Here is a 14,360-nt window from a genome sequence, read left to right as displayed (position 1 = left end):
GATCCGCAACTTCCGCGGGGATACCCCGCGGCATTCCTCTGATCTCCACTACCGCCAGCGCATGGGTTTGCCGCGTGGACGGAGCGGATTGTCGCCCTTGGCCACAGGCCAAGGACGCCGGGAAAGCGCCCGCTCGATACGCGCGTCCTTGCCGCCGACGCCCACCACCACAGGGTTGACCATGGGGCTTTCAGCGACCCAGGCCAGATACTGCGTCAGGGCGTCGACCTGGTCGTTGTGCTTGCCAAACGGGAAACGCAGCAATTCGCTCTCGAGCTCAACCGTCCAGGATTCGTTCCTTTTGATCAGCACCCGATGCTGGGCAAACATATGCAGCTGGCTTTCGAGCCGCTCTTCCTTGCCGCGGCCACCGGTCGGGCGCAGTTCGGCATGATAGCCGCGCTCGGACAGCATGCTGGCAAGCCCGCTGCCCGAGCTGGCATCCTCGATCAGGATCTCTGACGGCTTATAGGTTCCGATTAAGCTCAGTGCAGCATCACGCATCTGGACCGGGTCAAGGCGTGCGCGAAGCACGTCGATGACATAGTGACGCCGGCTATCGCCGGCGATCACCAAACACACTGTGTAGCTGTTGTCCGATCCGGTTTTGACCGCCGTGTCCCAACTCAGAACAATCCGTCGCGCGTCGAGCGGCCGGTCATCAAAATACTTGATCTGGTCCGGCCGGATCAGTTCACCCAGCGCAGCTGACGGATTCTGCTGATACTGGGCGGCGAAGATCGATGCACCAACCTCTTCCCGCTTGCGCTGGATGACATCAGCCGACCACTGATTCGACAGCAGGGCATCCCCGACCTTTCGATGCCAGCTTGAATCGCCGATCGCATACGATGCTTCTTCCTCGGCCACTAAGGGCAGACAGACGTGCTTCCAGCCACCCTTCTGCAACAGGTTACCGGACAGGTCATCTTCGTGCATGCGTTGACCAACCACGATCATGGCGCCATTGATCGGATCGTCCAGACGTGACGAGATCATGTTCTTGAAACTCTCGTTGATCTTGGTGCGTTCCTTTTCCGATTTGGTGTGGTGAGCCGAGATCGGATCGTCGATAATGATAATGTCGAACCCTCGGCCGGTAACGCCAGTCTCGAACGAGGCCGCATAGCGACCGCCTCCGTCTTCGGTCACAAAGTCCATAACCTTGCGGCCGTTGTCGCGCAGGCGGAACCCGGGGAAAACTTTACGGTAGAAATCCGAACCGACGAGTTGGAACGTTTTTGACGCCAGATCCAGGGCCAGTGCCTGGCTGTGAGAAATCACCGCAATGCGCAGCTTCGGATTGCGGCCGAGAAGCCAGGCAACAAATACAATAGACGTCAGCACGGACTTCAGGTGACGCGGCGGCAGATTGATAATGAGGCGGCTTTCCCGACTCTCGCTGATGCCGGTCAGCTCGCAGACCAGGTACTCAAGGTAGGGCGCGATTTCAAGCGCCCAGCGACCATCGACGACCGGAAATGCCCCCTCCAGAAACGCCTGAAGGTCGTTCCGCATCACCGCGCGGTAGATTTGAAGATCAGAAGGCATGGTTACTGCTCTTAATAAATAGGGCCGGTGCCGATCGGCACCGGCCGGATAATCCGTGTCTGCTATTCGGCCAGACGGCGTGCGAGAAAGCGCGCAAGAATCGCTTCATCATCGGATGTCAGCGCGGGCACCTCTTCTGCCACTGCTTCAGGTTCGAACAGACGGCCGACCAATGTCAGGACGACATTGGCAGCACGCGCATCGCCCTTAAGCGCTTTGGCAACAAGCGCCTTCAGCATGGCGCGCTGCTTGGAGACCTTGAGGCTACGCTCGCCCTCCCGGATCCGGATCTTTTCCGAAAGTTCACTACGCAGATCCGTCTTCAGATTGACGCTGCCCTTCGGGCGTCCGTTCGGATTGCCGGATTGCCCGGGCTTGAAACGGGTCTTGGCCGGCGGCTTGCCGTATCCAATCTTTTCTTCTTCTGGCTCAGACATCGCCGGACTCCATCGGGGTAACAACGATGCCGACCGAATTTACGCTCGTCATGCCGTCGCCAGCAAAGATCGCCGTTGGGGGTTCTGAAGCCGGTATATCTGCCGATGTGGCATCATCGGCAGCCGCGGCACGCTCATAGATCGCGTCGAAGGTCTCACCGGTAACAGCGTGAACAGCATCCTTGCCGGTACGCTTCTGCCAGCGGCGGATGGCTGCGTCGACGTAACCCGGGTCGAGCTCAACACCGACGCAGACGCGACCAGTTTCTTCCGCAGCGATCAGCGTCGATCCCGACCCAAGAAAGACGTCGAGAACGATTTGGCCGCGACGGGTCACATCGCGCAGGGCATCGGCGATCATCACAACCGGCTTCACTGTGGGGTGAGTACCGAGAAGCTCCATGCGATCTTTGCCGAACGCATTAACGCCGCGATATTGCCAGACATTCGAACGGTTGCGGCCGCCGGCTCCCAGACCAAAATGGTTCTGATGCGGACCCTCACCGTGTTTGAACACATAAATCAGTTCGTGCTGAGAGCGGTAGAACGATCCCATGCCAGCATTACTCTTGACCCAGACGCAGAGATTCTTCTGCTCCAGGCCGTTCTGCGCGGCGGCTTCGCACAGCTCGCCACCATGGCGCCAGTCCATGCAGAGATAAAGAATTGCACCGTCAAAAAGGACAGGCTTGATTGCTGCAACCGTCTCGCTCAGGAAGTTGACGAACTGCTCACGCGACATCTCACCTGTGCCCATAGCAAATTCGCGATGTCGCGTCTTGCCGAGGCCTGACACAAACCCGTCGATTTTCACGTTGTAGGGCGGGTCGCTAAACACGCAGGCGACCGTGTGGGCGCCGACAAGATCACAGATAAAAACTGTGTCGCGGGCATCACCACAGCCGATCACGTGATCACCGAGGCGAAACACGTCGCCAGGCTTTGCAACTGGCGGACCAACCGCCGGCGCAAGGTCATCAATCGATTCTTCTTCGACGGTATTGGCGACCGACGCATCGATCGACAAGGCCATGTCGATCTCCACCACGTCAAAGCCGCTGAGATCGAGGTCGAAGCCAACGTTGATCAAATACTCGAACTCGCCGCGCAGCTTTGCATCATCCCACACAGCGTCCTGGGCGACTCGGTTGAGGGCCAGACGGAGGGCTCGAATTTCTGGCTCGGACCGATTTTCCAACTGCACGACGGCAATTTCTTCATGACCGAGTTCGACAAGTGTGTCGAACACGGCATGACCATCGATCAGCGTGCCGGTCGTTGCGTCCAGCGGAAGCGGCACAACTTGGCCGAACTGCCGCAGGATGTTTTTCAGTTTACGGCGCTGCGCGGCGCTATGCTGACGCGCAGCATGGGGCGACGGCTTAATAGCCGTTGCGTTGAGATAAACGATCTCGAGTGAATTCTTGTTGCTCATGCTGCACCCCTTAAATTTTAGACGGAGTGCAGTCGTCTGCGTCCGAAGCTTCGGACGGCGAACCGCGATCCGGCAGTTCACCGAGACCGGTAATCATGACCGGCAGCAGTTCGCGAACAAAGTCCGAGATACTAGGCTCTTCGTCACGGTCGAGAGACGCCACCAAACATGCCAGCGCCGCATTGAAGCCTTCCGCTTGGCGGTTGATGACCTCAGCGCAAACAAGCAGGCGGTCGAGAGCACGAACAACTGCAGGAGACAAGTCCGTGACCTGAAGCACCTTCACACAGTCATAGCGCTCCGCCTTCAGCGCAAGGTACGAAACCGTTTCCGAACGAAGGTGATAATCCAGATCGACAATCAGTGGACGCTGCTGACCATATTTGCGGATCAGGTGCATTGCCTCACGCACCGCTGCGACGTTCTTACGACGCAAGCGCGCTGGCGAAACCTTGATGCGGGAAAAATCGATGACTTTAGTATTCAGTTTTTGAAGCATAGTGGGCTCCGGAAACGGGGAGCACCGGCAAACGAACGCACGCAGCCATGAATGCGCATATTGATATTCGCCTGTGCTGCCCACGATGATGAGCTGCACCAGGGGAAAAATATTACGTCTGTAACAGATAGCCCCCTGTTCTCCGAGCGTTTGCCAAGTTGAGTTCAACGAATCAGGACGATGCTGTTGGGACAACACCGATAAGTGCGAGCCTGATCCGTGGACTCTAATTAGTTAAGCTCGTCCAGACCCAAGTCGCCGTAGGGTCCGCAGTGCTTTGTCATAGTAAAAGACAAAGATACGAACCGTCTCGGTTACTTACCCTGGTTTCTATATAACGAAGGGTAATGAGAAAAGTTTTGAAGGTGTTATTATACCTATAAGATTATTAGGACAATTACACACTCAGATCTTCGACGGTCCCGCCTAGCACCCTAGGTGTAAACCTCAGGCAACCTCTAGCTCGAGGCGCGCCTCTTTTTTGCTTTTGGCTTCCGATACCTCGATGCGTATCTTCTCACCTAACGCGTTCAAATAATAAAACAGCCGATCATAAGTATATCCGCTGAACTGTCCCCTCAGAAGCTTTGAGACATCAGGCTGTGCGAGACCTAGACGAGCGGCTGCCTGGGTCTGGGTCAGGCCCTTGGCCCGAATAATGTCACCGATCGCAATCACAAGGTCGGCCTTGACCGAATGTGCTTCAGCGTTTGGCAGCCCAATATCGGCAAAAACATTACCGCTACTTTTTACGACCTTTGCCCTGCTTTTCGTCGTTTTCCTTTTTTCTGTTCGCATAAGCCTGCTCCGCCACTTTTAGACGCTGCTGAATTTTCCTGATCTCGAATTCCGGCGTCTTGATGCCGCTTTTCGATTTCTTCTGAAACGCGTGCAAAACGTAGATCACGCCTTTCATCTTAATGGTGTAGACGCCCCGATAGGTATTGCCATCGAAGTCTTCAATGATTTCGAGAACTCCCGCCCCGCCGAAACCCTTCAGTGGCTTTGCGTCAATGTGCTTGCCGCCCTTCTGCGCCATACGTACCGCAAAACCCATGGTTTCCTTTACCTTCCTTGGGAAGGCAGAGAGATCCTCTTTGGAGGATCCCACCCATTCGACCGGAGTATCGCTATCAGCCATTTAGATATAGTTTTTATACTATAATTGATCGAAAATCAACCAGGGGGAACACGTTGAAAATCTGCTGGATCGCAATCCCGTCGAAGCTGGCGCGCATCGTATCTTGCTGAGATTTCCAGATCTGTCAGCATCACAAGATGCTCAGCATCCGGCCCACAAAGCCATAAGATTGCTCACAATCTGCTCGACTTCAGCGGCAAAGGAAGCATGTGTGGTGCTCCATAAAGGAGCCCCTCATGACAGATACCCCGGAACATCATGTCGTCGCAGCGCTCGTATCGGAAGTCCGCGCCAAGCTGGAAGAAGCCCATAGCATTGCGCAAGCGGCCGAAATCTGCGCCCGCGCCGGCAATGTCAGCCGCTCAGTGCAGATTTTGATGGATTTCGAGGGTTTGGCGCACGAGGCACAGGATCTGTTCCGGGCAGCTCTTGCGATCAAGCGCAGCCTGCTTGACGAGACCGCTTAGTTCCGAATCCCCTGATCGGCTCCTTGCCCGCCCCGCGCTGCGGTCGGCGGGTCGAGTCAGTGCAACGCTTGACCGGCCCCCACTGAGTGGTCCGATCGGAATGTTAGTTTAGGGATTGCATTTTGACTACCTCCTTTGGTGCTGGCCAGACGATGGCTTCGGGTGCCGGTGGTCGATATCCAAGCGATGAGTGTGGACGCACCGTGTTGTAGTGACGTCGCCAGTTTTCGATCACGATCTGGGCCTCCTTCAATGTGTAGAAGATTTCGCCGTTGAGCAGTTCATCGCGCAGCTTGCCGTTGAAGCTCTCGCAATAGCCATTCTCCCACGGACTGCCCGGCTCGATGTAAGCAGTCCTGGCTCCGACGGTGGCGATCCAATCCCGCAGCGCCTCGGCGACGAACTCAGGGCCATTGTCCGAACGTATGTGCGCAGGGATGCCCCGCGAGACGAACAGCTCGCAGAGCGCTTCGATGACGTCAGTTGCTTTGAGCTTCCGCGCGACACGGATGGCCAGGCTCTCACGGCTGAACTCGTCGATGATGCACAACATCCGGAACGCCTTGCCGTCGTGGGTGCGGTCGGCGACGAAGTCATAGGACCAGACATGGTTGGGTCGCTCCGGCCGCAGACGGATGCATGAGCCGTCGTTGAACCAGAGACGCCCGCGTTTAGGTTGTTTTAGGGGGACCTTCAGCCCCTCGCATCGCCAGATCCGCTCAACACGCTTCTTGTTCACCATCCAGCCGGCTCTGCGAAGCAACGCCGTAATTCGGCGATATCCGTAGCGGCCATATTGGCGGGCAAGCTCGATGATGTCGGCAGTCAAAGCCGCCTCGTCATCGGGTGTCGTTGGAGTCTTGCGCTGCGTCGATCGGTGTTGACCCAAAGCCCGGCACGCCCGTCTCTCGGAGATGCCAAGCTCGGCTGTTACATGATCGACGCAAGCACGGCGTCGGGAGGGGCTTAGAAGTTTCCCTTTGCGGCCTCCGCCAGGATCAGCTTGTCCAGCGTCAGATCCGACACCGCTCGCCGGAGACGATTGTTCTCAGTCTCCAGCTCTTTGAGTCGCTTCACCTGATCGCCCTTCAGGCCACCGTACTCGTTTCGCCATCGATAGTACGTTACTTCCGTCACGCCTATCGCTCGGACTGCGTCTGCTACCTGCCGGCCCTGTGCCATCAGCACATCAACCTGCCGCAGCTTCGCAACGATCTCTTCAGCCGTATGCCTCTTCCTTGCCATTGATCTTATCCTCCATCCGAAAATCATACTTCAGGGAGGACCACTTCAAAGGGGGCAGATCACCACTCGACCGATAACAACGCAGCCTCGCAAGACCATTGCCCGGTCAATACCGTCGAAGCGATCTTCCTCCCATACATCGGTCTCGCAACCTGTCCGGGCGTCTTCCAAATTGACCACGGTGCTCGCGATGCTTCGGGCACCCGGCGGCACGACCGTTGCCGACATCATGAAGGCGACCGGCTGGCAGCAGCATTCAGTGCGAGGCTTTCTGACTGGTGTTGTCCGGAAGAGGCTGAAGCTTGATCTCGCCTCCGACAAGGCTGATGGCGAGCGCCGCTATCGGATTGGCAAGTCCGCGGGATCCAAGTAATGGACAACCGCCCCACAGTGAACGGGCGACCGATTAATCCCAGTGTGGAGGCCGAGCTGAAACAGCTCGGCACCATGCCCATCTCCACCTTGCGGATCCGGTACCGCGAACTGTTCCGGTCCGACCCGCCGCCAGCCTTCGGCCCGGACCTGCTGCGGCGGAGTATCGCCAGGCAGATCCAAGAAAGGGCCTATGGTGGTCTGTCCCGCGAGACAAAGAAGCTGCTCGACCAGTTAAGCCGGTCGATAGCCGCCGGAAAAACGGGGCGTCTTGAGGTGCCGCAGCGGATCAAACCCGGTTCGGAACTGGTACGGGTTTGGAACGGCCAGAGCCACAAGGTCACGGTGCTGGCCAAGGGCTTTGCCTACCAGGGCGAAATCTTCACCAGCCTCTCGGAGATCGCCAACCGGATCACCGGCACGCGCTGGAATGGACCAAAGTTCTTCGGATTGAGGACAACAACCAAAGAGTCCGACAAAGCGGTCGCCGCAAGAATGGTCTCGAAGGGAAGTCGCCGTGGCCACCAATAGCCTCAAACCGGTGCGCTGCGCCATCTACACCCGCAAATCCACCGAGCATGGCCTTGAGCTTGAGTTCAACTCTCTCGACGCCCAGCGCGAAGCCTGTGAGGCCTATATAAAGAGTCAGGCTTCGCAGGGCTGGCGTGTCTTGCCACAGCCTTATGACGATCCGGCGTTCTCAGGCGGCAACCTCGACCGTCCCGCCCTGAAGCAGCTTCTGGCCGACATCGAGTCCGGGCTGATCGATGTAATTGTGGTCTACAAGATCGATCGCCTGACCCGCTCCCTCGCCGACTTCGCCAAGCTGGTCGAGACCTTCGACCGGAAGTCTATTTCTTTTGTCGCTGTGACCCAGCAGTTCAATACCACCTCCTCCATGGGGCGGCTGACCCTGAATGTGCTGCTGTCCTTCGCCCAGTTCGAACGGGAACTGGCGTCCGAACGCGTGCGGGACAAAGTCGCCGCCTCCCGCCGCAAAGGCAAATGGACCGGCGGCACCGTTCCGCTCGGTTATGAGGCCAAAGACAAGAAGCTCGTCATCAACCCGAAAGAAGCGGAGACTGTCCGCACCATCTTCCGTCAGTATCTACAACTGAGGTCCTTCAGACTGCTGGTGCAGGATCTTGATCGTCGCTGTATCGTCACCAAGCGGCGCGACACCAAGGTAGCAAAGTATCGCGGGGGCATCCCCTTCACCTATGGTCCCCTCGCCCATGTCCTGAAGAACCGCGTGTATCTTGGCGAGGTCCATCATGGCGGCAAATGGTATCCCGCCGAGCATAAGCCAATTCTCGACCAGAAGACCTTCGATCAGGTGCAGGCCCTGCTCGCAGAAAACCGCGTCACCACGCAAACCCGTCGATCAACCAGCGGAGCCCTTCTCGCCGGTAAGCTCTGCGATGATCGCGGCAATTACATGAGCCCGAGTTTTACGGTCAAGAACGGCATTCGTTACCGGTTCTATATTTCACGCGCTCTTATGCGCGGCAGAAAGGCTCAAGCTGGCTCGGTGGCGCGCATTCCGGCGCAGCTTATCGAAGGCCTCGTCATCAACGCGATCCGCGAGCGTTTCGCACTCGATGCACAAACCCCTGAAGATCAGCTCAGAAGCCATGTCATGGATTCCGTTGCTGACGTCGTCGTTTACCCGGAGAAGATAACGATCCGCCTTCAACCAGACAACGCTGACGCGATCGAGATCCCATGGAAATCGCCTGTGAAGAATGCTCCCGCACTTGCGCCATCCTCAACAGATACCGATCAGCCAGATCCAAAGCTTCTGCAGGCGATCGTCCGTGCTTATGTGTGGCTGCGAGACCTGCAACGTGGCAAGTTCGACAGCGTCGAAGCGCTGGCAGCGTCGGTCAAGCTCCATCCAAAAGTCGTGCGGCAAGAGCTACGCTATGCGTTTCTGGCGCCTTCCATTACCGAGGCCATTCTGACCGGTGAGCAGCCGCCAGCACTCACGCTGGCGCGGATTCCAAAGACCCTGCCTTTGGCCTGGTCCGGGCAGTACCGTGCGCTGGGGTTCTGATCATGTCGCCGCCATTTAGGGAAGTCACGATTTGCGCCAGTTAGAAATGTCACTCGATGGGGAGCAGGATAGCCGCCTTTCTACGGGTTAGAGGTTGAAATCTGGCGGAAGCGGGCGGCGCATGAAGCCTTCATATTGCGCAACGCGCCGCCGGTGACGGTCACGGGATCTATCCGATCTTGAACATGTGGTTCTTCTGGCCGCGGCGGCGCGGCGCCTTGGCCGAGCGGGACATGTCGAGTTGCTTCTGCTGTTCGGCAATATAGGCCAGGATCGGACCGAGGCGTTTGTTCTCGACGATCGCGGCCTGGTTGACCTGCGGCCGCTTATCGAAAGTGCGATAGGGCAGATCGACGCCGTGGTGCCGGATCGCCAGCCGTCCGTCGGGGTAGTCAATCACCGTAACCCGCTTGCGGGCGAGCGATCGGGCGATGGGGGTCGGCTCCAGCATGAACAGCACCTGGTCGTACTGCAGCGTCAGGTTCACCGAGACCGAACGCTCTTCCTTCCAGGCAAAGACATCGTCGAGGTCGTCATGCCCGGCCAGCGGACGATGGATATCGCGATCGTCGAACGGTGCCTTGGCAAATCTCGCATTGTACGTCTCCATGAAGGCCGGCAGGAACACGTTGCCGGCCGCAATGGTATCGATGCCGCCCAACCGCATCTCCTTCACCAACCGATCCTGCAGCGTGCCATGGGCCCGTTCCACGCGGCCTTTGGCCTGCGAGGAGTTGGCACAAATGATGTCGATATTCAGCGCGTGCAGCGCCCGGCCAAACTGGGTCATGCCATCGCCGGAGGCGGCATCCTTCTTGTTGACCCGGAATACGCCATGCTTGTCGGAGTAGAACGCCACCGGCTTGCCATAGCGCTCCAGATAAGCGCGGGTCGCGGCAAAATAATCGAAGGTGCTCTCGCTCTCGACAAACTGCAGATGCATCAGCCGGCTGGTGGCATCGTCGATGTAGACGAGCAGGGTGCATTGTGGTCCGCGGCCCTCGAACCACCAGTGCTCCGAGCCATCAATCTGGATCAACTCGCCCAGGCAATCGCGCCGATACCGCGGCTGATGCACAGGCTTCAACCTTGCCCGGCGATCCTTCCACAGGCCCGCCGCCATCATCCATTGCCGCAGCGTCTCGCGCGCCAGATGAATCCCGTGCAGCTCCGCCAGCTTCTCCGCAGCCAGCGTCGGTCCGAAGTCGCAATAGCGCTCCCGAATGATGCCGATGACTTCGGCGCGCAACGTTGTCGGATAACAGCGGTTGCTCGGCCGGCCGCGGCGGCGGGAGACCAGGGCCTCCGGGCCATGCTGGTCATAGGCCTTCGCCAGCCGAAATACCTGACGCCGGCCAAGCCCCATCAGCGCTGCGGCGTCCGCAACTTTGATCCTGTTCGCCGCCAGATCCTGCAACACGCTCATCCGGTCGATCTCCGTCCGGCTCATCGCAATCACCGTCATCGGCCCAATACTCCCCAGCTGAAACCGTGGAGAGTGACATCTCTATCTGGGCCAACAGTGACTTCTCTATCTGGCGTCTACAGATCAGAGTCGCACATCCGATATTATGGAACAAAAAAAACTCCGCCGCGCACCGGACGCGGACTTCGTCGACCATAGAAAATGGAAGGTACCGCGAGTTCTCTACCCCCGCTATGAAGCCAGCACTTTGCGAATGAAGTTCAATCTCCCTTGCTTGACGATCTCGGCCTGATGGCAGCCATCACAGCAAGCCACTTGGCTCTGATTACGCCTAGCGTCGGCAAAGACCCATTCCATAATGCGCGTTGATATGCTCCTTCGCGTCACCTTCTCGGGTCCCTCGAAATAGCCAGCCAACGCTTTGCGAAAGCAGGCACTCTTACGCGCCATACTGGCCATGATGGCGATCTGCTCATGCTTGTGCCGCAGTGCCACGATGGCCGCTTCATCGCTCAACTTGGATCCGTTGATTGCTCGTTGGGCCATGTAACGCAACAGGCCGATATCTTCTTTTACCTCCCCTCCCTGTAGCAGGACGGCGACAGACGGCGCTCCATCGCGACCAGCACGGCCAAACTCCTGGAGATAATCCTCGATCGAACCGGGGTGCTGCCAATGAACAACCATGCGCACATTCGGTACGTCGAGACCCATTCCGAAAGCACTCGTGCAAATAATACGGTCAACGACAGGTCTGCTGTCGCCGACAAAACGCTTAAGCAATTGCTCTCGCTCCCAGCCATTACCGAGCTGCGAATGATAGAACGGCGTCTCAAGCCCTTCACGAGCGAGATGGGCCTGCAAAGCATCACCAATCTTGCGAGTTGGCACGAAAACCATCAACTTGCCGCTCCCGGGAAGAGCAAGCCGGCAAAGAGCTGCGATGATCGCCGATCTTTCTTTGACAGGCGCCTGCCAGCGCAGCAGCGCAATATTGGGCCGATCCACGCCGCGGACAAACACCCGCGCATCAGGAATGCCGAGAGAATGCAGAATGCGCTGCTGCATCTCTGTTCCGGCGGTTGCGGTGAATGCCAGGATTGGAGGAGATCCCAGCGCCTCCCTCACTTCCTTAAGTCGCCCGTATTCGGGCCGAAAATCTCGCCCCCATTGATCGACACAATGGGCCTCATCAATCACCAAGAAGCTTGGGCGCATCGCGCGCAGCACCTGTTGCTCGGCTCCACTTCGTACAAAGAAGCGCTCCGGCGCGGCATAAAGAAGCTTAAAGCTGCCTTGTGAGAGAAGTTGATACCGCAGACGCTTCTCGCCCGAGTCGAGATCACTATTGATGAAACTTGCCGGAATCTTACGTCGAAGAAGCGAGGAAACCTGCTCTCCCATCAAGGCTTTTAGCGGCGAGACGACAACACTAACGCTTTGCCGCAAAACAGCAGGCAGCTGAAAACATAAGGTCTTGCCGAAGCCCGTGCGACTTACAACCAACAACGACTGTCCGGCTAAAGCCGCCTGGATGATAGGTAGCTGGCCTTCCTTGAATCGGTCGAGACCGAACAAGCGAAGCACGGGACCAAAGGCCTGACTTTCAGCGACCACCTCTCCGTCACGGTCCAGCCAACGCGCCAACCGAACAGCCCAGCGCTCGATTGCGCGCCGAGCCAGCCCGCCTGCGAGCTTTGGGTGATGAGCCGCGTGGCAACCATCGCAGAGGGTGACCAAGTTTGATGGATCGTCAGTACCACCTGCGGACCTCGGCAGCAGGTGATGCACATCGATATCTGCGCTTTTCGCGACAGTCCCGCACTCCACACATTTGAAGTTATCCCGCTGAATAACCTGCGTGCGAACTCGCTTCCACTCTATTGAAGAAGGCAGCATCAACGGACCCGTGCGGTGCTTGCCGGCCAGCCTACCCGAAAATATTGCGGCAAACCTTGGAAAAATCTGACGTCCAGTTCAGTATAATGGGCATCCCGCATAGTCGACGTGCTTCATTCCGGACCGCTACCACCATGACTGTATCAAACTCCGAACTCGACGCCATGGCGGAAAAGCTATCGCTTTGCCAGGACTATCGCGTCCTTCGCCGGCTAAAACCACGCGAGATGAGCATCCCTGATAAGAGCGAAAACACTAGGGTTGGCGTGGCGCTCGACGTTGAGACGACCGGTCTCGACACAAGTAAGGACGAGATCATTGAATTAGGGATGGTGAAATTCGCCTACCTTCCTTCCGGTGAAATCACGGATATCATGGGTGTTTTCGAGGCGTTTAATGAGCCATCGACGCCGATACCATCCGAAATTGTAGAACTAACAGGGATTACTGACGAACTCGTCGCCGGCCATAAGATTTCAGCCGATGACGTCAGCAGCTTCGTCGCAGACGCAGCAATCATCATTGCTCACAATGCAGCCTTCGATCGGCAGTTTAGCGAGCGATATTGGTCGGTCTTTGAGCATAAAAACTGGGCCTGCTCGGCAACCCAGGTCGAATGGCGTAAGCTGGGTTTTGAAGGATCCCGGTTAGCCTACCTCCTGGCGGGATGTGGTTACTTTCATCATTCACATCGAGCAGCCGACGATTGCAAAGCACTGCTAGAAATTATGTCGATGAAGCCAAATGGGAGTGAGAGTACGGCACTTGCGCTGCTACTCGAATCCGCTCGCAAGCCCACGGTACGTATATGGGCCGAGCAATCTCCTTTCGATCTCCGTGAGATATTGAAAAAGCGAAAGTATCGCTGGAATGATGGGTCCGACGGCCGTCCCAAAGCTTGGTATGTGGATGTTCCGGAAGCCAACCAGGCCGATGAACTCAAATTTTTATGCGATGAGATCTACCGGCGTGACGTTGATCTCTTCTCCAATCGGATCACTGCTGCACAGAGGTTTTCGAACCGAGTCTAGGGACCGAAGTTACTGCAACTTGCACTGTTAGTATATTCCGTGCTCATCTTGGAAACCTTGGGTCCCGTAAACTGCTATTGCTATACAATTCTCTGATCAGAGAACGCCAAGACTATGGATTCGATTTGCGTGCAACCGCTTCGAGACTAGCAGCGGCACTCGATGTCCAGCCGTTTCGCTGAGCCCAGCGGCGAATTTCAACAGGGTCGAATAAATGACCTTCTTGACGAAGCTGCGCGATTGTGCGCTCTGCACGTTTCTTGTCCAAGGGATGACTGAGACCAGTGCCTAAGTTGATGGATTGGGTCAGGTTCTGCAGCGCCTCCTCCACAGGGCCGGACAAACTACTGGCCGGTGCCGTTGCAGTGGTTGTTCCCACTATCTGGGCTTCCCACGTTGCTTGCCATTCTTTACCCTCGGTGTCGTTCCACGGAAGATAGACGATCGCTTGCGCTCCTATCGAATCGTCAAGCTTGTTCATGTCTTTGTCTGAGATGTGCGCACCAATCAGGAGCCCTTCTGACCAGCTTCCCTGAAAGGTCTGAGCACTCTCTAGTTTCATCTGGACGCCTTGGGCAATCAGAACGGCCTGCCCCTTTACCAGCGCCTTTACGATGTTTGGCCCGAGGAATTCGGCCACGATGGTACGATCGAAGCCCCCTTTTTGTGGCACCACCAACGTTACGTTGGCGATATTCTTCGTTTTGCAAATATCGAGGACGCTCTTGAAAGCGAGCCGGACTTGATCCGGCGACCGCTCAACGACATATCGTGAGACGGATGACACTTATTCCTCCCCTT

The 14,360-nt window shown here is 57.1% G+C and carries 15 protein-coding genes; 5 read left to right on the top strand and 10 right to left on the bottom strand.

Features of this window, described 5'->3' with window-relative positions:
- Nucleotides 1-48 precede the first annotated feature (48 nt).
- The 6 genes from HMPREF9695_RS02165 to HMPREF9695_RS02140 form a co-directional block, all read right to left on the bottom strand.
- Nucleotides 49-1,551 carry a phage terminase large subunit family protein gene (locus HMPREF9695_RS02165; RefSeq protein ID WP_006019135.1) on the bottom strand — a complete coding sequence of 501 codons (1,503 nt, stop codon included), beginning with the start codon at nt 1,549-1,551 and terminating at the stop codon, nt 49-51.
- A 62-nt stretch (nt 1,552-1,613) separates the two neighbouring features.
- On the bottom strand, nt 1,614-1,988 hold the full coding sequence (locus HMPREF9695_RS02160) for a DUF5681 domain-containing protein (protein ID WP_006019134.1): 375 nt from the start codon (nt 1,986-1,988) through the stop codon (nt 1,614-1,616).
- On the bottom strand, nt 1,981-3,423 hold the full coding sequence (locus tag HMPREF9695_RS02155; RefSeq protein WP_006019133.1) for a DNA modification methylase: 1,443 nt from the start codon (nt 3,421-3,423) through the stop codon (nt 1,981-1,983). The genes HMPREF9695_RS02160 and HMPREF9695_RS02155 overlap by 8 nt, the downstream gene beginning before the upstream one ends.
- A 10-nt stretch (nt 3,424-3,433) precedes the next feature.
- The gene (locus HMPREF9695_RS02150; protein WP_006019132.1) at nt 3,434-3,922 is read right to left on the bottom strand and encodes a ParB N-terminal domain-containing protein; all 489 of its coding nucleotides are present in this window, start codon (nt 3,920-3,922) and stop codon (nt 3,434-3,436) included.
- 447 nt (nt 3,923-4,369) lie between these two features.
- Nucleotides 4,370-4,720, bottom strand: a complete 351-nt coding sequence (locus tag HMPREF9695_RS02145) for a helix-turn-helix domain-containing protein (RefSeq protein ID WP_006019131.1) — start codon at nt 4,718-4,720, stop codon at nt 4,370-4,372.
- Nucleotides 4,665-5,063 (bottom strand): type II toxin-antitoxin system RelE/ParE family toxin, encoded by a 399-nt coding sequence (locus tag HMPREF9695_RS02140; RefSeq protein ID WP_041711038.1) that lies wholly within the window; start codon nt 5,061-5,063, stop codon nt 4,665-4,667. Before HMPREF9695_RS02140 ends, HMPREF9695_RS02145 begins: the two co-directional genes overlap by 56 nt.
- Nucleotides 5,064-5,299: 236 nt before the next feature.
- On the opposite strand from HMPREF9695_RS02140, the gene HMPREF9695_RS02135 reads away from it, so the two are divergent.
- Nucleotides 5,300-5,530 (top strand): hypothetical protein, encoded by a 231-nt coding sequence (locus HMPREF9695_RS02135; RefSeq protein ID WP_006019129.1) that lies wholly within the window; start codon nt 5,300-5,302, stop codon nt 5,528-5,530.
- A 103-nt stretch (nt 5,531-5,633) separates the two neighbouring features.
- Here the strand turns inward: HMPREF9695_RS02135 and HMPREF9695_RS25420 are convergent.
- Nucleotides 5,634-6,775, bottom strand: a protein-coding gene (locus HMPREF9695_RS25420; protein WP_085947356.1) for an IS3 family transposase whose coding sequence is annotated in 2 segments (ribosomal slippage) — nt 5,634-6,511 and nt 6,511-6,775 — 1,143 coding nt in all. Because the reading frame shifts where the segments join, the coding sequence is not laid out codon by codon here.
- Between HMPREF9695_RS25420 and HMPREF9695_RS27125 the strand changes: the two genes are divergently transcribed.
- Genes HMPREF9695_RS27125 through HMPREF9695_RS02110 form a run of 3 tightly spaced genes read left to right on the top strand, consistent with a single transcriptional unit; the run spans nt 6,672 to nt 9,203 of the window.
- Complete coding sequence (locus tag HMPREF9695_RS27125) at nt 6,672-7,148, top strand: DUF3489 domain-containing protein (protein ID WP_347335802.1); 477 nt, start codon at nt 6,672-6,674, stop codon at nt 7,146-7,148. The genes HMPREF9695_RS25420 and HMPREF9695_RS27125 overlap by 104 nt on opposite strands.
- Nucleotides 7,148-7,678 carry a DUF2924 domain-containing protein gene (locus HMPREF9695_RS02115; protein WP_006019125.1) on the top strand — a complete coding sequence of 177 codons (531 nt, stop codon included), beginning with the start codon at nt 7,148-7,150 and terminating at the stop codon, nt 7,676-7,678. Before HMPREF9695_RS27125 ends, HMPREF9695_RS02115 begins: the two co-directional genes overlap by 1 nt.
- On the top strand, nt 7,665-9,203 hold the full coding sequence (locus tag HMPREF9695_RS02110; protein WP_006019124.1) for a recombinase family protein: 1,539 nt from the start codon (nt 7,665-7,667) through the stop codon (nt 9,201-9,203). Before HMPREF9695_RS02115 ends, HMPREF9695_RS02110 begins: the two co-directional genes overlap by 14 nt.
- A 169-nt stretch (nt 9,204-9,372) precedes the next feature.
- On the opposite strand, the gene HMPREF9695_RS02105 is transcribed toward HMPREF9695_RS02110, so the two are convergent.
- Nucleotides 9,373-10,668 (bottom strand): ISNCY family transposase, encoded by a 1,296-nt coding sequence (locus tag HMPREF9695_RS02105; protein ID WP_006019123.1) that lies wholly within the window; start codon nt 10,666-10,668, stop codon nt 9,373-9,375.
- Nucleotides 10,669-10,860: 192 nt separating this feature from the next.
- Entirely contained in the window at nt 10,861-12,528 is a 1,668-nt protein-coding gene (locus tag HMPREF9695_RS02100; RefSeq protein ID WP_083875141.1) for a RecQ family ATP-dependent DNA helicase, read from the bottom strand.
- A gap of 134 nt (nt 12,529-12,662) precedes the next feature.
- Here HMPREF9695_RS02100 and HMPREF9695_RS02095 point away from each other — a divergent pair, with 134 nt between their 5' ends.
- Nucleotides 12,663-13,559, top strand: coding sequence for a 3'-5' exonuclease (locus HMPREF9695_RS02095; RefSeq protein ID WP_006019121.1), 897 nt, complete (start codon nt 12,663-12,665; stop codon nt 13,557-13,559).
- Between the two features lie 112 nt (nt 13,560-13,671).
- Here the strand turns inward: HMPREF9695_RS02095 and HMPREF9695_RS02090 are convergent, their stop codons facing one another.
- Nucleotides 13,672-14,346: a DUF1889 family protein gene (locus HMPREF9695_RS02090; protein ID WP_006019120.1), complete on the bottom strand. Its 675-nt coding sequence runs from the start codon at nt 14,344-14,346 to the stop codon at nt 13,672-13,674.
- Nucleotides 14,347-14,360 lie beyond the last annotated feature (14 nt).

It is taken from the genome of Afipia broomeae ATCC 49717 (genome assembly GCF_000314675.2).
Lineage (GTDB): Bacteria > Pseudomonadota > Alphaproteobacteria > Rhizobiales > Xanthobacteraceae > Afipia > Afipia broomeae.
The sequence above is the reverse complement of the archived record's forward strand: the minus strand, read 5'-3'. Positions and strand labels throughout refer to the sequence as shown.